The sequence below is a fragment of the Pseudomonas sp. TSO6 genome, assembly GCF_056098905.1.
Genome location: NZ_JBLZWV010000033.1, coordinates 49,179 through 70,530, shown reverse-complemented (window position 1 = coordinate 70,530; position 21,352 = coordinate 49,179). Strand labels below are relative to the sequence as shown.

Genomic DNA, 21,352 nt, shown 5'->3' with positions numbered 1-21,352 from the left:
CATCAGCCCCTCCCCTGGCAGGCAATGGGCAGCGCCGGAGGCATGCCACCCCGGCTTTTCAACACACGCCACTGCGCGGGACGAGTGTCGACGGCAATGCGCAGCGCTGCCGGCGATGGGTTGTGTGCTGCCTGATGCGGCCGGCAAGCGAATGCCAGCGCTTGGCCGGTTTCTGCGGCCACCTGCAAACGCCGCAGGGCCCGGTCATCGGCACGTTCAGGCCAGCACAGCACCGCCGCGCAACTGCCCGAGCGCAGGCACTGCTCGGCCGCCCACAAGGCATCGGCAGGGGCGGCATCCACCTGCACCAGCCAGCGCAGGTCTACCCCGGCTGCCTGCCAGGCCGGTGCGTAAGGGATGAACGGCGGTGCCACCAGTACTACTCGGCTGCCTTCAGTACTCAGCCGCGCCAGTGTGGGCCACAGCAGTTGCAGTTCGCCGCAACCGGGGCTGGCCAATAGCAACTCGCTGAGTGCCGCCGTCGGCCAGCCGCCTTCAGGCAGGCGCTCATCAAGGGCCGCATGGCCGGTCGGCTGCAAGCCGAGTGGCCGTGCCTGGGCCTGCCGACCGCGCCAGACACGGCGCTGATCGAGCAGCCTGTCGAGGTCGACCACTGCGCCCATCAGTCACGCCTCAGTAGGCCGCAGAACACGCCTTCGATGAAAAAATCCTGTTCAGGCTGCACATCGATGGGTGCATAGGCCGGGTTGCGTGGCAACAGCCGGTAACGGCTGCCCTGGCGTTGCAGGCGCTTGATGGTCACTTCGCCGTCCAGGCGCGCAACCACGATCTGGCCATCGTGGGCGTCGGCCTGTTGCAGGATGCCGACCAGGTCACCGTCGAAGATGCCGTCGTCGACCATCGAATCGCCACGCACTTTAAGCAGGTAGTCAGGGGTGCGGCGGAACAGGCTGGGGTCGATCAGCAACTGTTCGTGGATATCGAGGTCCGGGCCGATGGGGGCGCCCGCCGCCACCTGGCCCAGCACCGGCACTTCGAGGATTTCTGGCCGACGCAGCGGTTCGGCCAGGCGAATGCCCCGCGCCTGGTTCGGCGTGACATCTATATAACCGGCCTGGCACAAGGCGGTGATGTGCTTGCGCGCAACGCTGCGCGAAGCAAAACCGAAGCGCGTGGCGATATCGGCCAGGCTCGGTGGCTGCCCTTGATCGGCAATGCGCTCGCGGATGAATTCGAAAATCGCGCGGCGTTTGGGGGTAAGATTGTCCATGGAGCACATTTGTACTCTTTTCGGAGCACGCTGAACAGCCCCCTTCGTCGTCAGCTTTGGCTATGATCCCCTGGCTTGTGTTTTCTTGATCTGGATACCCCATGCTGACCGCCCTGCTGTTCGACCTCGACGGAACCCTCACCGACACCGACACCCTGCACCTGCAGGCCTTTCGCCAACTGCTGCGTGAGCATGACGGCCGCGAACTGAGCCAGGCGCAGTTCGATGCCCAGGTCAGCGGCCGCGCCAACGGCGAGCTGTTCGCCGAGCTGTTTAGCGGTGCGAGCGTCGAACAGTGCCGGGCGCTGGCCGACCGCAAGGAGGCGCTGTTTCGCGACCTGTCACCGTCTCTTGACCCGATGCCAGGCCTGTTGCGCCTGCTGGAGCATGCCAAGGCCCATGACATCGGCATGTGCGTGGTGACCAATGCACCGCGGCTTAACGCCGAACACATGCTGAACGCCATGGGCCTTGGCCAGCAGTTCGAGCATGTGCTGGTGGCCGAGGAACTGGCGCGGCCCAAGCCAGACCCCCTGCCCTACCTCACCGGCCTGCAGCGGCTGGGCGCCGAGGCCAGGCAGGCGCTGGCCTTCGAGGATTCATTGCCGGGGGTTGCGGCCGCCAGTGGCGCGGGGATATTTACCGTGGGCGTGGCCACGACGCAGACGCCGCAGCGGTTGCTGGAGGCGGGTGCCAAGCTGGTTGTGAACGATTTCAATGACCCGGCGTTGTGGGCATTGATCGAGCGTATGGCTTGAGGTGTGGGGTGTGTTTGAGACCGAGCGCCGCCCGCGCGGCGCTCGATCTCAAACACACCATAACCCTATAGCCATACCCACCCAGGCCCCCATGCTGATCGACGAAGAACTGACCCTCAAAAAGCTGGAAACCTTTCTTGCCTTCATGCGCACCGGCAACCTCGGCCGCGCGGCGATCGAGTTGTCTACCAGTGCCGTCAGTGTGCACCGCGCCATCCACTCGCTGGAAAGCGCCCTGCGCTGCCCGTTGTTCAAGCACGAAGGCCGCCAGCTGATCCCGCTGGAAAGCGCCTACGTGCTGGAAAAGAAAGCCCGGCAGCTGATCCAGGACGCCGAGCAGATGGTGCGCCAAACCCGCGAAGCCGCGGGGTTCTACGCCGAGCGCTTCCGCCTGGGCGCGCTCTACTCGCTGACGGTAAAAACCGTGCCCAAACTGGTCATGGGCCTGAAACTGCGCCGCAGCGAGCTGAACATCGACCTTACCCTGGGCTCCAACGTCGACTTGCTGCAGCGCCTGAAAAACCACGAGCTGGAAGCTGTCCTGGTGTCACTCGACGAAAGTGTCAGCGACCCGGCCTGCGAGCAGCTGCCGCTGTTCTCCGACGACATCTTCCTTGCTGTCCCCACCGACTCGCCCTTCGCCGGACAGGCCGAGGTAGACCTGGCCGACCTCGCCGACTCCACCTTCATCACCCTGACCCAGGGCTTCGCCACTCACCGCGATGGCGCACGGGTGTTCCAGCAGGCCGGCTTCGAGCCCAAGGTGGCCATGCAGGTGAATGACATCTTCACCCTGCTGAGCATGGTCAGCTCGGGTGTGGGCTTTGCCCTGCTGCCCGGGCGTATCGCGGCGGTGTACGAAAACCGCGTCCGGCTGATTGCCTTGAAGCCGCAATACCGCTTGCAGCAGCACATTGGCGTGGTGTTTCTGAAGGCTAGGGAGCGGGAGCCGAACCTGCTGGCGTTGCTGGCGGAGTGCCGGATGTACAGCCTTGAGCGCTAAACCGTAGCGCAGCATTTCGCCCCTGCAGCCATACTGCCAATGCCGCCAGCGCAGCAGGCAACAGCAGCGAAGCGAACACTTGTTCAAAACTCCAGCCCAGCGCCAGCATCTGGGCCCCGGCAAAGGCGCTGAGCACGGCGCCAATGCGCCCGATGCCGCTCATCCAGCTGGCCCCGGTCGCCCGCGCTTGCGTCGGGTAAAAGGCCGCCGCCAGTGCATTCATGCCAACGCTCGCGCCATTCAGCCCAAAGCCCACGGCGCAGGCACTGGCGCACAGCCAGGCGAAATCCCCCGCCACCTGGCCAATCGTGAAGATAACCGCGCCGCTGAACACAAACGTCAGCATCAATACGCGCTGCGGGTTACAGCGGTCCATGGCCCAGCCCACTGAAATCGCCCCTACCGGGCCGCCAATCTGGAAACAGGCCGTGACAATGGCGGCTTCAGACACCGAAAAACCACCGCCCTCCTTCACCAGTGTCGGCAGCCAGCCGCTGAACAGGTACACCAGGAAAAGCGCCAGCACATAGCCAGCCCAGAGCATGCAGGTACCAAAGCGGTAGCGCGGCGAGAGGATGGTGCCAATCGCGCCGCCAGTGCCCTGGGGTTTGGCGGGCATGACGAAGGTACTGTCGGCATTGACATGTTCAGGGGTCAGGCGGCGGACAATGGCCAGAATGCGCTGGCGGTCTGCACCTTTGCTGACCAAAAAGGTGACCGATTCCGGTAGCCGCCAATACAGCAGCGGCAGGACCAGCAGCGGCAACACCCCGCCCAGCACCAGCACACTGCGCCAACCCAGGTTGGGTATCATCCAGGCGCTGACGAAACCACCCATCGCTGCCCCCAGGGAGAACCCGCAGAACGCCAGGGTGATCAGCAACGAGCGGCTGCGCGCCGGGGCGTATTCGCTGACCAGGGTGCTGGCATTGGGCATGGCAGCACCCAGGCCCAGGCCGGTAAGAAAACGCAGCGCGACCAGGTTTTCCAGGTTTGGGGAAAAGGCCGAGGCCAGGGTCCAGATGCCAAACAGCAGCACGCTGCACAGCAATACCGCCTTGCGCCCGTAGCGGTCAGCCAGGGGGCCGGCAATCAGGGCGCCAAGGGCCAGGCCGATCAGCGCAGCGCTCAATACCGGGCCCAGGCTTTGCGCATCCAGGCCCCAGTCGCTTTTCAGCTGTGGGGCAATGAAGCCGATGATGGCCACGTCCAGGCCGTCCAGGGCGATGATCAGGAAGCCGAGGAACACTACCCATTTCTGGTAGCGGCCGATGGGTTGCTGGTCGATCAGTTGGCGCACGTCGAGTGTGTTGTTCATGGGTATCACCTGTTGTTGTTTTTATGACGGTGTTTCGGGGCCGTGTTGCGGCCCAATCGCCGGCACAGGCAACATCACTGCCTGTCGAGGCTGCGCAGATACACAGGCCTGATGATCCGTGTTTCCTGCGCCACCACCAGGTCACGGGTGGCGTGCAGATACGCGGCAAAGTCCGGGTCGGCATCCCGCGCCGCGCTGCGCTTTTCAAAGTCATCGAGGCTGTCATAGCCCCACAGGTGCACCACCTGGTTCAGCGGCCCGATGCTACTGGTGTAGAACGCCAGCGGTGCGCCGAGGTGGCGCAGCAGGATCGGCATCGCCAACTGGTCGAAGGCTTCGAGAAAGGCCGCCATGCAGCGCGGGCGAATGGTATAGATGCGGTGATCGACCACTGCCTTGTCCATCACGCCACCTCCCGCGCATTGCCGGCCGCCGCCAGCCCCTGCTCCACACCAGCCAGGTGGCGCCCGGTGATGTAGCCAAAGGTCATGATCGGCCCGAGGGTAATGCCGGCACCGGGATAGTTGCCGCCCATGATGCTGGCGCGGTCGTTGCCCACCGCATACAGCCCTTCGATGGCCTGCCCGTCGGCGGCCAGCACTTCACCGACCACGCTGGTGCGCAGCCCGTCGAAAGTGCCCAGATCACCCATGATGACCTTCACGGCAAAGTACGGCCCCTCGCCCACTGCTGCCACGCAGGGGTTGGGCTGTTGCTGCGGGTCGGCCAGGTAGCGGTTGAAGCTGGTGCTGCCGCGGCCATACTGGCGATCCTCGCCCTGTACTGCGCCAAGGTTGTACTCGCGCACGGTCCGCTCCAGCCCTTGTGCATCCATACCAGCCTTGCCTGCCAGCTCGGCGAGGGTCTTGCCCTTGAGCAGGTAGCCGTTACGCAGCAATGGCCCCAGCGGCATCGGTGCAGGCTTGGCAAAGCCCAGGCCGTACTTGGCCAGGGTGCGACGGTCGCACACCAGCCACATGGCGGTTTCCGCCTGCCCGGCGCAAGCCTCGATCAGCGCTGCGCCCACGTCGTGGTAGGAGTTGGACTCGTTGGTGAAACGCCGACCAGAGCGCAGCACCCCGATCACACCTGGCTTGTAGCGGTCCAGCAGATGCGGAAAGGCGACGTATCGCCCGGCACCTACCGGCACCTTCGACACGGGCATCCAGGCGGCTGGCGCTTGCAGGCGGATATCCACCTTGGCTCCCAGCGCCTCGGCCATGCGAGCGCCATCGCCGGTATTCCCCGCTGGCACCGGTGAAAAATGCTCACCACCACGGCGCACATGCGGGTAGGCCTGGCGCAGCCGTTGCAGGTCATGGGAGAACCCACCACAGGCCAGCACCACCCCGCGCCGTGCCTGAATGCGCAGTTCGCTGTTGCCTTGCCCGGCCAGTGCGCCCACCACCCGCCCACCGTCGCGCAGCAGCTGCCGCGCCGGGGTGCCGGTGAGGATCGGGATGCCCAGGTCCAATGCCGAGCGCACCAGCCGCGCCGCCAAGGCATTGCCGCTGGTAACCTGGGTACCGCGGCGATACAGGGCAAGCTCCTTCAGGTGGGTGAGCAGGCGCCTGGCCACATACACGAACGAAGTCAACGAGCGGGTAACGTTGAAGAAGTGCTTGAGGTCGGCATTCGACGAATTGAACATCATGCCGATGAAGGTGATGGTTTTCAGCGGCGGCCGCAGGCGTGCCATGTCCGGCCCCAGGCCGCGGATGTCGTAAGGTGCGGCTAGTATCGAGCGGCCCACATCCACGCCCCCTTCGACTTGTGGGTGATAGTCGGGGTACAGCGTGGGCACGAACTTCACGGCGGTTTCCCGCTCGAAAAAGTCCACCATCTGCGGCCCGTAGCGCAAGAACGCCTCGACCCCGGCCGCGTCAAAGCAGGCACCGGTTTCGTTGCGCAGGTAAGTCATGGCCGCCTCAGGGCTGTCGTTGGCGCCGTGCCTGTTGCCGGGCACCCACAACACACCGCCGGAAAACGCCGTGGTACCGCCAAAGCAGTCATCCTTTTCGATGACGATCACGTCAAGGCCATGCTTCTTTGCAGTAATCGCGGTCGCCAGGCCACCCGCACCCGCACCGATAACCAGCACATCGCAGCTACGCGTGGTCATGCGCGTGCCCCCTCAAAGCCTGGGCGCGGGATCAGCGCCATGGGCATGCTTTCGAGCCCGCCATCCACGGTCAGCTCTGCACCGTTGATGTAGTCGGCGCGCTGGCTGGCCAGGAACAGCACGGCTTCGGCGATATCCTGCGGCTCACCGATGCGCTGGTTGGCCGTCATGGCGCAGCGCTGGCGTTCGATCTGCGGGTCGGCATAAAACGCTGCGGACAAGGGTGTGCGGATCAACCCCGGGCAGACTGCGTTGCTGCGTACACCGCGCGGCCCCCATTCCACGGCAATCTGCCGCGACAACATGCTGACCCCGGCCTTGGCCGCACTGTAGGCACCGCTGTTGGGTTGCGGGTAATGGGCGGCGATCGAGGCCACGTGCACGATACGGCCCTGGCCGCGGGCCAGCATCGAACGTCCGAAGGCCTGGGCACACAACAGGTAGCCCGTGAGGTTGACCGCCAGCACCTGGTTCCATTGCTCCAGGCCAAGCCCGTCCAGCGCACCGGGGCGCAGCACGCTGGCATTGTTGACCAGTACATCGCAGCGCCCGTGCAGCGCCTGAACCTGGGCGGCGGCCTGCTCCACGCTGGCCGGGTCGGCGATGTCGCAGCCCAGGGCGCTGACCTCACCGACGCTGTGTTCACCCAAGGTGGCAGCCAGTTCACGGCTTTTGTCCAGGTCACGGTCCAGCAGGACCACATGAGCGTGCTGCCCGACCAGGGCGCCGGCCAGCGCCGCGCCAATACCACCGGCGGCACCGGTTACCACACAGACGGCCGAGTCCAGGCCCAGCCATTGAGAGGGGATCTTGTTGTTGTGCATGCTGCTCTCCAGAGTGTCGCTTCATCTGGGCCACAGCCTAGGGCCGGCAGGCACACCGGCAGAATGGACAAAACCTGCAACCAGCCCCACATTCCAGACAATTTTCGCCCTGCCGCCTGAAGCCTGCAGGCAGCTGTGGCACAGTAGCCAGGTACCGAACAGAACAATTACAACAACATGAACAAGATCCCCAACTACGCCCTGTACGGTGAAACCGCACAACCGGTGTGGCACGAAGCCCTGCATGTGGAGCAGATCTCCCAACGCTCTGGCGCACACAACTGGGAAATTGCCGCGCACCGTCATGAAGGCTTGCTGCAGCTGCTGTACCTGCAAAGCGGCGGCGGTGAAGTGCTGTTCGACAGTGACCGGCTCCAGGTGCAGGCACCCTGCGTGGTCTATGTACCAGCGCAAGTGGTGCATGGTTTCCATTGGGCTGGCCAGGTCGAGGGCCTGGTGATCACCGCCACCCAGCACCCGCTGGAATGCATTGCCCAGGTGCTGGCACCCCACCTGCTGGTGCAGGTGCGCAAACCACAGGTGATCGCCCTGCCGTCGTGGGCAGCCGACGAAGACCCGTTGCTGCCGCTGTGCATGGCCTTGCGCGAGGAGTACCACAACCGCGCCCGTGAGCATGTGGCCAGCAGCATGGCGCTGTTCCTGACGTTGCTGATTCAGGTGCTGCGCCATGAACCGCACCTGCCCCACGGTGGGCTGCGCCCAGTGTCAAGGCGCAGCCAGCTGCTGACCGCATTGCGTGAATTGGTGGACATGCATTACCGCGCGCACTGGCCACTGGCAGACTACGCCGCCGAGCTGGGCATGACCCTGGCGACCCTGGGGCGGTTGTGCCAGGAGCACCTGGGCATGACGCCCATGAACGTGATCAATGCCCGGCTGGTGCTGGAGGCCAAGCGCATGCTTGGACATTCGAGCCTGAGTGTGAAAGAGATCGCCCATGAGCTGGGGTTTGCCGATGTGGGGTATTTCAGCCGGTTCTTTCGCAAGCATGCGGGGGTGAGCCCTAGCGGGTTTCGCGAGGGCCAGTAACATCTGCCGGCTTTTGCTGTGGCCTGCACTGGCCTCTTCGCAGCACAAGGCTGCTCCTACAGGTATCGCGTGCTCATGTAGGAGCAGCCTTGCGCTGCGAAGAGGCCGGCACAGGTCAGCACTCGACCGCCAAGGCCCGCTGCACCTCGCCCACTGTGGTCGCCAGGCTGCTCAGGTGCAAATTCATTACCCGCTCCACCGGTGCCTGATCCAGCGGCCAGTGCAAGGCAATGCTCCCGGCCAGGCGCCCTTCGGCATGCACCGGCAGCGCAATGGCGCGGATCAGGAATGGCAAGCGCACCGGGTACTCCCAGTACCCTTCTGTCCGTTGGCCAAAGCCCTTGTGCGCGTCTTCTTCGATGTTGCGCAGCACCGCGTCATCGCGCAGCCGCTCATGGGCCGCCAGGCGTTGCACTTCATCGACCGCCAGCTCACCCAGGCAGGCCCGCCCCATCGCCGAGTGAAACAGGCTGGCATGGTGGCCGACGATCTGGCAGGTATGCGGGTACCGCTTGCGCAATACCTGAGGGATGGCGCTTTCCATCACCTCCAGCCGCTCGCCGTCGAAACACGACAGGTCCACCACCAGCCCGGTGCGCTCGCTCAGGTCCAGCAGCATTGGTGCAGCACTTTCCACCAGGCGCCGCTTGAAGCGCATCTGCCGGTCACCGAACAACCGCCGCGCGCACAGGCGATAACGCCGGTCGCTGAGGCCACGGTAGACCCAGCCCTGCTCCTGCAAGGTGGCCAGCATGCGCGAGGCCGTGGCCTTGGGCAGGCCGGTAAGGTAATGCAGTTCTTCCAGGCCCAACGCCTGGTGCTCGCCCAGCAGGTCGACAATGGCCAGCGCCCGCTCCACCGAACGCACGCCGCCACTGTCTGCCGTAATGCCCATGGGTTAGACCTCCGTGTAGCTGGATGGTCAGCATAGCCAGCAAGAACCGCGCCTGCCCAGTGCTTTCATCTGGCCTGCAGGCACGGTGGCGGGCGCCGCTCAACCCACCGGGTCAGCTGCTCATGGGCGTATGCCAGTTGCAACACCGCATGATCGGCCTGGGCCGGGCCTATGATTTGCAGGCCCATGGGCAAACCGTCGCTGTTGAAGCCGACCGGCACACTGATGCTCGGCAAACCGGCCAGGGTCGGCCCGATCACCACCTCCATCCAGCGATGGTAGGTGTCCATCGCCCGCCCCCCGACCACCGTCGGCCACGCCAGTTTTGCATCAAAAGGGAACACCTGGGCCGACGGCAACAGCAGGTAGTCGTAACGTTCGAAGAGGTTGGCCAAAGCGCGGTACCAGTCGCTGCGGTCCAGCGAGGCCTGGTACAGCGAGGCCGCGCTCAGTTGCAAGGCGCCCTCTACCTCCCACTGTGCTTCGGGCTTGAGCAAGGCGCGCCTGGCTGGGTCGGCATAGGCCGCGCCAAGGTTGCCGTGCACCAGGAAGTGGCGGTGGGTGAGCCAGCATTGCCACAAACGCGCCGGGTCGAATGCCGGTTGGCAAGCCTCGACCCGGCAGCCCAGTTCGGCGAAATCGGCCAACGCTGCTTCACACAGGCCCAACACCCCGTCATCCATCGGCAGGTAGCCGTTGTAGTCACCCAGCCAGCCAACCCGCACACCCCGAAAATCGCGCTGCAGCCCTGCGGCGAAATCGCGCCGGCCCTCGCTCAGCGACAGCGGCACCCGGGCATCAACGCCTGCCTGGGTCGACAACAGCCGCGCCACATCCACCACGCTGCGCCCCATCGGCCCTTCGGTAGCCAGCTGCTGCACGAACAGTTCGGGCGCAGGACCATGTGGCACACGGCCCTGCGACGGGCGCAGGCCGAACACATTGTTGAACGCCGCCGGGTTGCGCAGCGACCCCATCATGTCGCTGCCGTCGGCCACCGGCAGCAGGCGCATGGCCAGCGCCGCTGCAGCCCCGCCACTGCTGCCGCCGGCCACCCGATGCGGGTCGTAGGCATTGGTGGTGGTACCGAACAGGGTGTTATAGGTTTGCGAGCCGAGGCCGAACTCCGGCACGTTGCTTTTGCCAACGATCAGCGCCCCGCTCGCCCGCACACGCGCCACGCTGATGGCGTCATGCTCGGGTACCTGTTCGGCGAACAACGGCGAGCCCAAGGTGGTGCGCAACCCGGCAGTGGCAGCCAGGTCCTTGATCGCCTGTGGCATGCCGTGCATCCAGCCGCGGGAATGGCCCCGCTTCAGCTCGCGGTCATGCTCATCGGCCTCGGCCAACACCGCCTCGGCCGGGCGCAGCGACACCAGTGCGTTGACCTGCGGGTTGCAGCGTTCGATATGCGCCAGGTAGGCCTGCATCACTTCCCGGCACGATACCTGCCGGGCATGGATGGCCTGGGACAAAGCTTGGGCATCGAGGGCAACGATGGGGTCGATGGCTAACGGCTTCACGGTTTTACTCCAAGGTTGAAAGTGGCAGGCTTGCCCGCCCGGGGTGCTTCTTTCAGGCAGTAGGTGCCCAGCAGCGTCAGCAGGCAGGCAAACAGCACGTAGAACGACGGTGCCACCGGGGTAGCGAGCACCTTGGTAAGCCAGGTGACGATCAATGGGGCAAAGCCGCCGAACACCATCACCGCTACGTTATAGGCCACCGAGACGCCGGTGGAGCGCACCTCGACAGGGAACTGCTCGGCCAGGGCGGTCGGGGCCGGGCCAAAGAAGCCGCCGATGGCCGTGCACAGCAGTAGTTGCATCACCAGCAGGCGCTCCAGCGAAGGCGCAGCGGCCACCCACACATACAGTGGGTAGACCATCACGAAAAAGGCCAGGGTGAAAGCCATCAGCACCGGGCGCCGCCCCACCCGGTCAGACAACGCCCCTGCCAGAGGAATGACCACGGTCATCAGCCCCACGGCCAGCATCTGCACCAGCAGCACCTGGTCCAGCGGCAGCCCGAGGTTCTTGTGGGCGAAGGTCGGCATGTTCACCAGCACCACGTAGAACGACACCGTGGCGCCACAGGCCAGCCCCATCGACACCAGCAGGCTGCGCCGATGCTCACGCAGAACTTGCCACAGGCTAGGCGACTGGCCCTTGGCCTGGCGGCGCGCCTCGACGAACTCCTCGGGCTCTTCCATATGCTTGCGAATCCACAGCCCCACCGGGCCGATCAGCAGCCCCAGCACAAACGGGATCCGCCAGCCCCAACTGTCCAGTGCCTCAGGCGAGCACAGGTGGGTAACCAGTGCCACCATCGCCGCCCCGGAAAACACCGCCAGGCACTGCCCTACCAATTGCCACGAGCCATAAAGGCCCTTGCGGTGTGCAGGCGCGCTCTCCACCAGAAACGCCGTGGCGCTGGCGTACTCGCCACCGGTGGCAAAGCCCTGCAGCATGCGCGCCACCACGATCAGCAGCGGCGCGGCCATGCCGATGGCCAGGTAATCGGGGGCAAAGGCGATCATGGCGATCGACACGGTCATCAGGCGGATGATCATCTGCATGGCCGCCTTGCGGCCCTTGCGATCGGAATACATGCCCAGCAACACGCCACCCACCGGGCGCATGAAAAAGCCGACGCCAAAGGTGGCCAGGGCCATCAGCAGCGAGGCGTACTCGTCGTCGGACGGGAAAAACTGCCGGGCGATGATGCTGGCCAGAAAGCCGTACACGATAAAGTCGTACCACTCCAGGGCGTTGCCGATAACGGCGGCGACCACCTGCCGGGTACGCGACACGCCGGTGCTCGAAGTCTGCATAGGGAACACTCCACACAAGGATTGGGTGATCGCCCAGGCGCGGTCGCGCCCGGGTTCCAGCGGCAGTCGTCAAAAAGGAAAGGTCAGGCGGGCGCGAGCCAGCGCTCTGCCAGCGCGCCCCAGTAGGCGGCACCGGTCAGCAGGATGTCGTCGTTGAAGTCGTAGGCCGGGTTATGCACCATCGGCCGCGATACACCATTGCCGATGAACAGGTAGGCGCCCGGGCAGCGTTGCAGCATCCAGGCAAAGTCCTCGCTGCCCATCAGCTTGCGGGTGTTGGCATCCACCGCCGCGGCACCGAGCAACTCCACCCCCACCTGCGTGGCGAAGGCGTTTTCTGCGGCATGGTTGACCAGCACCGGGTAGGCCGGGCGATGCTCGATGCTGGCACGGCAGCCAAAGCTTTCGGCCTGGCTGACGATAATTGCCCGCACCCGCTCCAGGGTCTGCGCCCGCACCTCGGCGTTCAGCGCACGCAGGCTAAGGCGTAACAGCGCCTGTTGCGGAATCACGTTGGCCGCTTCGCCGGCCTGCAAGGCACCGACGGTGACCACCGCAGCCTCCTGCGCATCGATGTTGCGCGCCACCACGGTTTGCAGCGCCATCACCACACTGGCCGCTGCCACCAGCGGGTCTACGGTCAGGTGCGGCATCGAGCCATGGCCGCCCACCCCGTCGAGGGTCACCGTGAGCAGGTCTTGCGAGGCCATCATCGGCCCCTCGCGAAAACCAAGATGCCCGGCCGGCAGCCCGGGCATGTTGTGCATGCCGAACAGCGCATCGCAGGGGAAGCGTTCCAGCAGGCCGTCGGCCAGCATCGCCTCGGCACCGCCCTGGCCCTCCTCGGCCGGCTGGAAGATCAGCGTCAGCGTGCCGTCGAACTGCCGGGTTGCCGCCAGGTAGCGCGCGGCGCCGAGCAGCATGGTGGTGTGCCCGTCATGGCCGCAGGCGTGCATGCAACCTTGGTGCTGGCTACTGTAGGCCGCGCCCGTTGCTTCGTGGATGGGCAGCGCGTCCATGTCGGCGCGCAGGCCCAGGCGGCGTCGGCTACTGCCATTGCGCAGCACACCGACCACACCGGTCTTGCCGATGCCGGTGTGCACTTCATAGCCCCACGCCTCGAGCAGCCGGGCGACCAGCGCCGAAGTGCGGCTTTCTTCAAAACCCAGTTCCGGGTGGGCGTGGATATCGTGACGGATCGCGTGCAGGTCGCTGGCCACATCGTTCAGCCAGGCCAGGATGTGCTGATGTCGGGACATGTAGAGTCTCCTCGCGCGGGTGGTTTCCCGTTCTTGTTGTTCGCCTTGAGGTCACGACGGGTAAGGCAGGTCGTGCTTGGCTGACAGATAAGCGCGAGGAGAGATGAAGCACAATCGAATCTGGTTTCACACCGTGGAACCGAAAGCATCGAGGAGACCTGGCACCGTTTGCCAGACTGTTCATCCCCTGCCGGCAGGCAGGCGAACTAATAATACTTTTTCTGGCAACGGCTCGAGGATGGCCGACTCCTGGCCGCGTATTCGATTCCACCCCGTAGCTTCCTTGATGGATTCAATTGCCAACTTACCGAAGGGCAGTCTATTCAACCTGGCTTGAAGATAGGTCGACCTCATGTCGGTCAACAGCTGCCTGATTTTACCCACACCCGCAAAAGACGCAGCCCCTATCCCGGCCCCAGCCACCAGTTCAGTTCCTATTGACTCAAAGGGCGCTGAAAGAGCGAGCGCCGCCCCGGGTGCCTTGATCACGGTACCGGCCAGCCCACCAATGAATATCATCGCATTGTTGGTACGGCTCGAGTCATCAAACTCCTTCGGTATTGGCCGACCCTCAGCCTTGGCAATCGAACGTCTGACTATTGCTTTGGATGCCTTGTTCAGCGACGAGAGCATCCCCACCGTTCCCCAGACGAGTCCGGTGGCCTGCCCGACTGCACGTGTGGGCGAATGGCCATCGCGGTCGACATGGTTGATGGGGTCACCCGTGCAATAGGCGTATGCATTGAGGCCTCCCCGACCAAACGGGCTGAATGCATCGGGGCTGAGGAAGCGCATTTGCACGGTGTGATAGGCACGTTTGCCATTACCCAGCAGATAACAGTGCGCCACTTGCGCAACAGCCTCGCCGGCAAAGGCCAACAAAGGGCTACCCTGGCTCCCGTGATAACCATAGGGCGTATATGCACGCAGCAGGAGATCATTACCAATGTGTACTGCAGTTTGTTGGTCAATGGGCGTTAACGATGAAGCATGCATGTTTCCATTCCTGTTAATTGTGATCGCCCATTCACGCTAACCCGATCAACTTGCTTCCATTAACTCTCAGACTTATTAGCCGGAAACATTGCCCACGCACGGTCGCTGCAATTGCTGTTACCTTGGGCTCACTGTTCAGCCATAGCCAAGGACTGCGTCATGCCACCACGCCCAACCTCCCCAAGCGGCTTCGTCCGCGTGCGCGGTGCCCGCGAGCACAACCTGAAGAACATCGATGTGGATGTGCCCCGAGATGCCTTGGTGGTATTCACCGGCGTGTCCGGCTCGGGCAAGTCTTCACTGGCTTTTTCCACGCTGTATGCCGAAGCCCAGCGTCGCTATTTCGAATCGGTGGCACCCTACGCCCGGCGCCTGATCGACCAAGTTGGCGTGCCAGACGTGGATGCCATCGACGGCTTGCCGCCGGCGGTGGCGCTGCAGCAGCAACGCGGTACGCCAAGCGCACGTTCCTCGGTGGGTAGCGTGACCACCCTGTCCAGCTCAATCCGCATGCTCTACTCGCGCGCCGGCCACTACCCGGCCGGGCAGGCGATGCTGTACGCCGAAGACTTTTCACCGAACACGCCCCAGGGCGCCTGCCCGGAGTGCCACGGCCTGGGCCGGGTCTACGAGGTGACCGAAGCAACCATGGTCCCCGACCCGTCGCTGACCATCCGCGAGCGCGCGGTGGCGGCGTGGCCGATGGCCTGGCAGGGGCAGAACCAGCGCGACATCCTGGTAACGCTGGGCTATGACGTCGACATTCCCTGGCGCGACCTGCCCCAGGCGCAGCGCGACTGGATCCTGTTCACCGAGGACACGCCCACCGCACCTGTTTATGCCGGCCTGACGCCGGCACAGACCCGCGAAGCGCTAAAGCGCAAACAGGAGCCCAGCTACCAGGGTACGTTCATGGGCGCCCGGCGATACGTGCTGCATACCTTCATGCACTCGCAAAGCGCGCAGATGCGCAAGCGCGTGGCCCAGTACATGCGCCCCAGCCCCTGCCCGCTGTGCCAGGGCAAGCGCCTGAAGCGCGAGGCACTGGGCGTGACGTTCGCCGGCCTGGACATCGCCGAGCTGTCGCACCTGTCGTTGCAGGCGCTGGCCGAGGTATTGCGCAAGGTGGCGGCAGCGGACTACCTGACCCAAAAACAGGACCCGCTGACGGTAGAAAAGCGCCTGGCTGCCCAACGCATCGCCAACGAGTTGCTCGAACGTATCGATACCCTGCTCGACCTTGGCCTCGGTTACCTGGCCCTGGAGCGCAGCACCCCGACCTTGTCATACGGTGAGCTGCAACGCCTGCGCCTGGCCACCCAGCTGAATTCGCAGCTGTTCGGCGTGATCTACGTGCTCGACGAGCCGTCGGCCGGCCTGCACCCTGCCGACAGCGAAGCGCTGTTCGAAGCCCTGCAACGCCTGAAGCACGCTGGCAACTCGGTGTATGTGGTGGAGCACGACCTGGACACCATGCGCCGCGCCGACTGGCTGGTGGATGTAGGGCCAGATGCCGGCGAGCATGGCGGCACCATTCTCTACAGCGGCCCGCCCGCAGGCCTGGCCGAGGTCGAGCCGTCGCGCACTCGCGCCTACCTGTTCAGTGCCCCGGCCCGGACCACGCGTGAACCCCGGCAGGCCCGCGACTGGCTGAAGCTTGAAGGCATCACCCGCAACAACCTGCACAACGTCAGCGCCGCCTTCCCGCTTGGCTGCTTTACCGCCGTTACCGGCATTTCCGGCTCGGGCAAGTCCAGCCTGGTCAGCCAGGCCCTGCTTGACCTGGTGGGCGCGCACCTGGGTCATGCCGAGCAACGTAGCGAGCCCGAAGAACAAAACCTGGAAGACGAACCTGAACAGGCCAGCAGCGGCCACGTGAGTGCGGGCCTTGGCAGCATCAAGCGCCTGGTGCAGGTCGACCAGAAGCCGATCGGCCGCACACCTCGCTCCAACCTGGCCACCTACACCGGCCTGTTCGACCATGTGCGCAAGCTGTTCGCCGCCACCGATCAGGCCAAGGCCCAGGGCTTTGACGCCGGGCGCTTTTCCTTCAACGTCGCCAAGGGCCGTTGCGCCAACTGTGAAGGTGAAGGGTTTGTCAGCGTCGAGTTGCTGTTCATGCCCAGCGTCTACGCGCCCTGCCCGACCTGCCATGGCGCCCGCTACAACCCCGAAACCCTGGCTGTCAGCTGGCAAGGCATGAACATCGCCCAAGTGCTGCAACTGACGGTCCACCAGGCGCTGCAGGTATTTGCCGAACAGCCACCGGCGCGCCGTTGCCTGCAAGTGCTGCAGGATATCGGCCTGGGCTACCTGCGCCTGGGCCAACCGGCCACCGAACTGTCCGGTGGCGAAGCGCAGCGCATCAAGCTGGCTACCGAACTGCAACGCCAGGCCCGCGGTGCAACCCTGTATGTGCTGGATGAGCCCACCAACGGCTTGCACCCGCAAGACACCGACCGGCTGCTGGTGCAGTTGAATCGCCTGGTCGACGGCGGGCACAGCGTGGTGGTGGTGGAGCATGACATGCGCGTGGTGGCGCAGAGCGACTGGGTGATCGATATCGGGCCAGGGGCCGGAGATGCCGGGGGCAAGGTAGTGGTCAGTGGCACGCCGCAGGAGGTGGCCGGATGTGCCGACAGCCGCACAGCGGCGTTTTTGGCCAAGGCCTTGTAGCGCCTGTGCATTGCCAGGTTCCACAAACGGCGCTTAGAATGCGATCAATTCTTAATTGCACCCCTTTTGCCGGAACCTTGCGCACGCCATGCCGCCCGCCGACCCTACCCTCAACCTGCAGGTCCAGACACTGTACACCGAGCACCATGGCTGGCTGCAGGGCTGGCTGGGGCGCAAGCTGGGCAATGCCTGCGATGCAGCCGACCTGGCTCACGACACGTTCGTGCGCCTGCTCAGCCGCCAGGGCAATAGCTATTTCGGCAGTGAACCCCGGGCCTTGCTTACCCACATCGCCAAGGGCCTGGTGGTCGACCGCTGGCGCCGCCAGGATGTCGAGCGCGCCTATCTGGAAGCCATCGCCCACTTGCCGCAACCTGAGGTGCCCTCGCCGGAAACACGCTGGCTGATCCTGGAAACCCTGTGCCGTGTCGATGCCATGCTGCGCGACATGCCGGCTCGGGTCCGCCAAGTGTTCCTGCTGTCGCAGCTGGACGGGCTGACCTATGCGCAAATCGCCGAGCAGTTGCAGCTGTCTCTGATTACCATCAAGCGTGACATGCGCACGGCCTTCCTTGCCTGCCTGAGCATTGACGGATGACCGCGCGTATCGACCCGCTGATCCTTGGCGAAGCCGCTGACTGGCTGGTGCACCTGCAATCGGGCACCGCCACCGATGACGATCATCACGCCGTGCAGGCCTGGTGCCAACGCAGCGCCCAGCACGCCCAGGCCTGGCAACGTGCAGAGGCGATTCTCGGTGATCTGCGTCGCCTGCCCACCCCCGTTACCGGTGAAACCCTGCGCCGCCTGAGCCGCAACGGCGCAGTGAGCCGCCGCCAGGCCCTACATCGCCTGGGGCTGTGGCTGCTGGCAGCACCGGCGGCGTGGTTGGCCTGGCGTGAAGCACCCTGGCAGCAATGGGCCGCCGATGCCCGCACTGCAGTCGGCGAGCAACGCGCGTTGACGCTTGCCGATGGCAGCCAGGTGCTGCTGAACACCGACACAGCCATCGATATCACCTTCGATGCCCGACAGCGCCGCATCGACCTGCTGGCGGGCGAAATCCTGCTTACCAGCGCCAAGGACCCTGCCACCCCGGCGCGGCCACTGTTGGTGCGTACCCTGCATGGCCAGGCCATTGCACTGGGCACCCGTTTCAGCGTGCACCTCGATGGCCCGTTGACCCGGGTAGCAGTGCTCGAAGGCGCGGTCGAGGCCCGCCCGGTGCACGCCACCAGCGGCCTGCTGCTCCGGGCCGGCGAGCGCAGCGCTTTCGATGCCGACCGGGTACTGCCCGCCGCTGCGCTGGAAACCGGTGACCTGGCCTGGGAGCACGGCATGCTGCTTGCCCGTGACATGCGCCTGGCCGATCTGCTGCAAGCGTTGGCCCGCTATCGCCCCGGCGTGCTGCGCTGCCACCCTGCAGTACGCGAGTTGAAGGTGTCCGGCGCCTTCCCGCTGGCCGATACCGATGCCAGCCTGCGGCTGCTGAGCGACACCCTGCCAGTGACAATCCAGGGCCTGACCCGTTACTGGGTAACCGTGGAACCACATGTGTAGAAGCCCGGCGTGGGACCTGTGGGACCGGGCATGCCCGCTCCCACAGTGATCGCGCAAGCATTGAAAGTTCGGGCAAGACAGCCGCTGCCGTAGGAGACAATGTGCAGCGCGGTTGATACCTTTTCCTGCGTCGTCCGGTGATGAGTGCAGAACCTTCATTTTCTGCACCTACAGGACCCTCGCATGACGCCCCGCCAGACGTACCGCTTGCCTTTGAAGGCCCTGAGCCTCGCCATCGCCATGGCCGCCCTGGCCCCCACAGCGATGGCCGCCGATGCCACCTCGCGCACCTACCACCTGGCTGCCGGGCCACTGGCCGACGTGCTGGCGCGCTTTGCCGCCAGCGCCGGGGTACCGCTGTCGTTCGACCCGGCGCTGCTCAAGGGCGCACAAAGCCAGGGGCTGGAGGGCAACTACAGCGCGCCGGAAGGCTTCGCCCGCCTGCTGGCCGGCAGTGGCTACAGCCTGATAATCACCGACAGTGGCGGCTACACCCTGGCGCCGACGGTAGACCTGGGCAGTGCTTTGGAGCTGGGCGCGACCACCATCAACAGCGACCTGGCCGCCAGCAGCGACACCTGGCAAGGTGGCCAGGTAGCCCGTAGCGCCCGCCTGGGCGTACTCGGCGACCAGGCAATCAGCGACGTGCCGTTCAGCGTTACCAGCTATACCGCCAAGACCATCGCCGACCAGCAGGCCCGCACTTTGGGTGACGTGTTGCTCAATGACGCGTCGGTGCGCCAATCGGCGGGCTTCGGCAACTTTTCGCAGGTGTTCACCATCCGCGGCTTGCCGCTGAATACCGACGACATCAGCTACAACGGCCTGTACGGGGTGCTGCCGCGCCAGATAGTGACCACCGAGGCGCTGGAACGGGTGGAGGTATTCAAGGGGTCGAGCGCCTTCCTCAATGGGGTCGCGCCACAGGGCAGTGGCATTGGTGGTGCCATCAACCTGGTGCCCAAGCGCGCCGAAGATACCCCCACTCGGCATATCACCCTCGACTACGCCACTGGCGACAACGTTGGCGGCCACCTGGACCTGGGCAAGCGTTTTGGTGAAGACAACCGTTTCGGCGCTCGCATCAATCTGGCCCAGCATGACGGCGGCACCGGCGTCGACGACGAAGCCCAGCATTCCACCCTGGTTGCCGTGGCCCTTGACTACCGTGGCGAACGGCTACGCCTGTCAACCGACCTGGGTTACCAGAAAGAGCGCATCAACCAGGGCCGGGCGGTGATCTACCCCAACGGCAGCAAAGTGCCCCACGCCCCGTCTGCACGTGACAATTACTCGCAGGACTGGACCTGGTCACAGCTCGAAGACACCTACGGCATGGTCAACGCCGAGTATGACCTGAACGACAACTGGATGCTGTACGCCGGCGCCGGCGCCAAGCACACCCGCGAAAATGGCGAGTATTCCTCGCTGTACGTCAGCGACGACAACGGCACCGCGCGTGGTGGTTTCCTGTACTCGCCCCACGACGAAGACAACAAGAGTGCCGTTGCCGGGCTGAATGGCCGCTTCGCCACCGGCCCGGTCAGCCACCGCTTCAATTTCGGCCTGTCAGGCATGTGGGGTGAGCAGCGCTCAGCCTATGAAGCACTGGCTGCGGCCAAGCGCTACGACAGCAACCTGTACAACCCGGTGAAGGTGCCGCGCCCGACCGATACCTATTTCGGCAGCGACCTGCACGACCCGCGCATCGTCGGCAAGAACCGCAACAAAAGCGTGGCGCTGTCCGACACCCTGGGCTTTTTCGATGACCGCGTGCTGCTGACCGTGGGCGTGCGCCGCCAGTCGATCAGCGTGGACAGCTGGGCGACCGCCACCGGTGCGCGCAATACGCCGTACGACGAGTCCATCACCACCCCGGTGTATGGCCTGGTGATCAAGCCCTGGGAGCATGTGTCGTTCTATGCCAACCGCATCGAGGGCCTGGCCCAGGGCCCGACGGCACCGTCGAGTGTCAGCAATGCCAACGAAGTATTCCCGCCCAAGCGCAGCAAGCAGGTAGAGGCCGGGGTGAAGCTGGACTGGAACAGTTTCGGCGCCACCTTGGGTGTGTACCGCATCGAACAACCCAACAGCGTCACCTACCGCGCACCCGGCGCAACGCTGGACACCTTCAGCATGGACGGCGAGCAGGTCAACAAAGGTGTGGAGCTGAACCTGTTCGGTGAACCGGTGGACGGCCTGCGCCTGTTGACCGGTGCCGTGTTCATGCACACCGAGCAGAAGAACACCGCCTATGGCAGCAACGACGGCAACCGTGCTGCCGGTGTACCGCGCTTCCAGTACAACCTGGGGGCCGACTGGGACGTGCCAGGCATTCAGGGCGCCGCACTCAGCGCCCGGGTATTGCGTACCGGCGGCCAGTATGTGAACGCGGCCAACAGCCTGAGCATCCCGGCCTGGACCCGGGTGGACCTGGGCGGGCGCTACCGTTTCAAGGTCGATGACAAGCAGGTGACGTTGCGGGCCAATGTGGAGAACGTGGCGAACAAGGCGTACTGGGCATCGGCGTCGACCTCGAACAACTATCTGACCCAAGGTACACCGCGGGTTTTGCGCTTATCGGCCAGCGTGGATTTCTGATAAGCGCGTCATGCGCTTGCCTTGAGCGTTGCAGCGTCTGTCAGATCGAGCGCCGCCCGCGCGGCGCATCGCGAGCTGCGCTCGCTCCTACGTTTGTTTCGGGCCAGTTTTTCCTGCGGTATTTGCGCGCGAACGCCTTGTTACATGGCTCGATAGCGCGTCGCACAAACCAAGTGGTCGCGCGCCCCTGCCACAGGCATGACTGGCCCGAAACAAACGTAGGAGCGAG

General features: G+C 64.7%; 18 protein-coding genes. 7 read left to right on the top strand and 11 right to left on the bottom strand.

Translation table 11 applies throughout. The features are described 5' to 3' along the window. Positions 1 to 2 precede the first annotated feature (2 nt). Positions 3 to 623 (bottom strand): translesion DNA synthesis-associated protein ImuA, encoded by a 621-nt coding sequence (gene imuA, locus ACN6NG_RS13235; RefSeq protein ID WP_063424160.1) that lies wholly within the window; start codon positions 621 to 623, stop codon positions 3 to 5. Beyond that, entirely contained in the window at positions 623 to 1,240 is a 618-nt protein-coding gene (lexA, locus tag ACN6NG_RS13230; RefSeq protein ID WP_474314361.1) for a transcriptional repressor LexA, read from the bottom strand. Before lexA ends, imuA begins: the two co-directional genes overlap by 1 nt. Before the next feature lie 92 nt (positions 1,241 to 1,332). On the opposite strand from lexA, the gene ACN6NG_RS13225 reads away from it, so the two are divergent. Both ACN6NG_RS13225 and ACN6NG_RS13220 read left to right on the top strand, forming a co-directional pair. Beyond that, entirely contained in the window at positions 1,333 to 1,989 is a 657-nt protein-coding gene (locus tag ACN6NG_RS13225; protein ID WP_274138521.1) for an HAD family hydrolase, read from the top strand. Between the two features lie 91 nt (positions 1,990 to 2,080). Beyond that, on the top strand, positions 2,081 to 2,992 hold the full coding sequence (locus ACN6NG_RS13220) for a LysR family transcriptional regulator (RefSeq protein ID WP_474314359.1): 912 nt from the start codon (positions 2,081 to 2,083) through the stop codon (positions 2,990 to 2,992). Here the strand turns inward: ACN6NG_RS13220 and ACN6NG_RS13215 are convergent. From ACN6NG_RS13215 to ACN6NG_RS13200, 4 genes are all read right to left on the bottom strand, one after another. Further along, positions 2,925 to 4,310, bottom strand: coding sequence for an MFS transporter (locus ACN6NG_RS13215; protein WP_474314356.1), 1,386 nt, complete (start codon positions 4,308 to 4,310; stop codon positions 2,925 to 2,927). The two genes, ACN6NG_RS13220 and ACN6NG_RS13215, sit on opposite strands and share 68 nt — an antisense overlap. A 74-nt stretch (positions 4,311 to 4,384) precedes the next feature. Next, positions 4,385 to 4,714, bottom strand: a complete 330-nt coding sequence (locus tag ACN6NG_RS13210) for an NIPSNAP family protein (RefSeq protein ID WP_338744084.1) — start codon at positions 4,712 to 4,714, stop codon at positions 4,385 to 4,387. Next, on the bottom strand, positions 4,714 to 6,432 hold the full coding sequence (locus ACN6NG_RS13205; RefSeq protein WP_474314352.1) for an FAD-dependent oxidoreductase: 1,719 nt from the start codon (positions 6,430 to 6,432) through the stop codon (positions 4,714 to 4,716). The genes ACN6NG_RS13210 and ACN6NG_RS13205 overlap by 1 nt, the downstream gene beginning before the upstream one ends. Further along, positions 6,429 to 7,256 carry an SDR family NAD(P)-dependent oxidoreductase gene (locus tag ACN6NG_RS13200; protein ID WP_474314349.1) on the bottom strand — a complete coding sequence of 276 codons (828 nt, stop codon included), beginning with the start codon at positions 7,254 to 7,256 and terminating at the stop codon, positions 6,429 to 6,431. Before ACN6NG_RS13200 ends, ACN6NG_RS13205 begins: the two co-directional genes overlap by 4 nt. Positions 7,257 to 7,433: 177 nt before the next feature. On the opposite strand from ACN6NG_RS13200, the gene ACN6NG_RS13195 reads away from it, so the two are divergent. Beyond that, entirely contained in the window at positions 7,434 to 8,306 is an 873-nt protein-coding gene (locus tag ACN6NG_RS13195) for a helix-turn-helix domain-containing protein (protein ID WP_474314347.1), read from the top strand. Between the two features lie 115 nt (positions 8,307 to 8,421). Here ACN6NG_RS13195 and ACN6NG_RS13190 read toward each other — a convergent pair whose 3' ends face one another. The 5 genes from ACN6NG_RS13190 to ACN6NG_RS13170 all read right to left on the bottom strand — a co-directional run bounded on the left by ACN6NG_RS13190 (position 8,422) and on the right by ACN6NG_RS13170 (position 14,286). Further along, positions 8,422 to 9,201, bottom strand: coding sequence for an IclR family transcriptional regulator (locus ACN6NG_RS13190; RefSeq protein WP_474314345.1), 780 nt, complete (start codon positions 9,199 to 9,201; stop codon positions 8,422 to 8,424). 65 nt (positions 9,202 to 9,266) lie between these two features. Further along, on the bottom strand, positions 9,267 to 10,724 hold the full coding sequence (locus ACN6NG_RS13185) for an amidase (protein ID WP_474314343.1): 1,458 nt from the start codon (positions 10,722 to 10,724) through the stop codon (positions 9,267 to 9,269). Continuing rightward, complete coding sequence (locus tag ACN6NG_RS13180) at positions 10,721 to 12,031, bottom strand: citrate-proton symporter (RefSeq protein ID WP_474314341.1); 1,311 nt, start codon at positions 12,029 to 12,031, stop codon at positions 10,721 to 10,723. The genes ACN6NG_RS13185 and ACN6NG_RS13180 overlap by 4 nt, the downstream gene beginning before the upstream one ends. An 83-nt stretch (positions 12,032 to 12,114) precedes the next feature. Continuing rightward, positions 12,115 to 13,290 carry a M20 aminoacylase family protein gene (locus tag ACN6NG_RS13175; RefSeq protein ID WP_474314337.1) on the bottom strand — a complete coding sequence of 392 codons (1,176 nt, stop codon included), beginning with the start codon at positions 13,288 to 13,290 and terminating at the stop codon, positions 12,115 to 12,117. A gap of 180 nt (positions 13,291 to 13,470) precedes the next feature. Then, complete coding sequence (locus tag ACN6NG_RS13170; protein WP_081237933.1) at positions 13,471 to 14,286, bottom strand: RHS repeat-associated core domain-containing protein; 816 nt, start codon at positions 14,284 to 14,286, stop codon at positions 13,471 to 13,473. 159 nt (positions 14,287 to 14,445) lie between these two features. Between ACN6NG_RS13170 and ACN6NG_RS13165 the strand changes: the two genes are divergently transcribed. From ACN6NG_RS13165 to ACN6NG_RS13150, 4 genes are all read left to right on the top strand, one after another. Further along, positions 14,446 to 16,962, top strand: coding sequence for an excinuclease ABC subunit UvrA (locus ACN6NG_RS13165; protein WP_474314334.1), 2,517 nt, complete (start codon positions 14,446 to 14,448; stop codon positions 16,960 to 16,962). 88 nt (positions 16,963 to 17,050) lie between these two features. Beyond that, positions 17,051 to 17,560, top strand: coding sequence for a sigma-70 family RNA polymerase sigma factor (locus ACN6NG_RS13160; RefSeq protein ID WP_049276534.1), 510 nt, complete (start codon positions 17,051 to 17,053; stop codon positions 17,558 to 17,560). Next, complete coding sequence (locus ACN6NG_RS13155; RefSeq protein WP_063424144.1) at positions 17,557 to 18,522, top strand: FecR domain-containing protein; 966 nt, start codon at positions 17,557 to 17,559, stop codon at positions 18,520 to 18,522. Before ACN6NG_RS13160 ends, ACN6NG_RS13155 begins: the two co-directional genes overlap by 4 nt. 183 nt (positions 18,523 to 18,705) lie before the next feature. Beyond that, the gene (locus tag ACN6NG_RS13150; RefSeq protein ID WP_474314331.1) at positions 18,706 to 21,123 is read left to right on the top strand and encodes a TonB-dependent siderophore receptor; all 2,418 of its coding nucleotides are present in this window, start codon (positions 18,706 to 18,708) and stop codon (positions 21,121 to 21,123) included. The last annotated feature ends 229 nt before the right edge of the window (positions 21,124 to 21,352 follow it).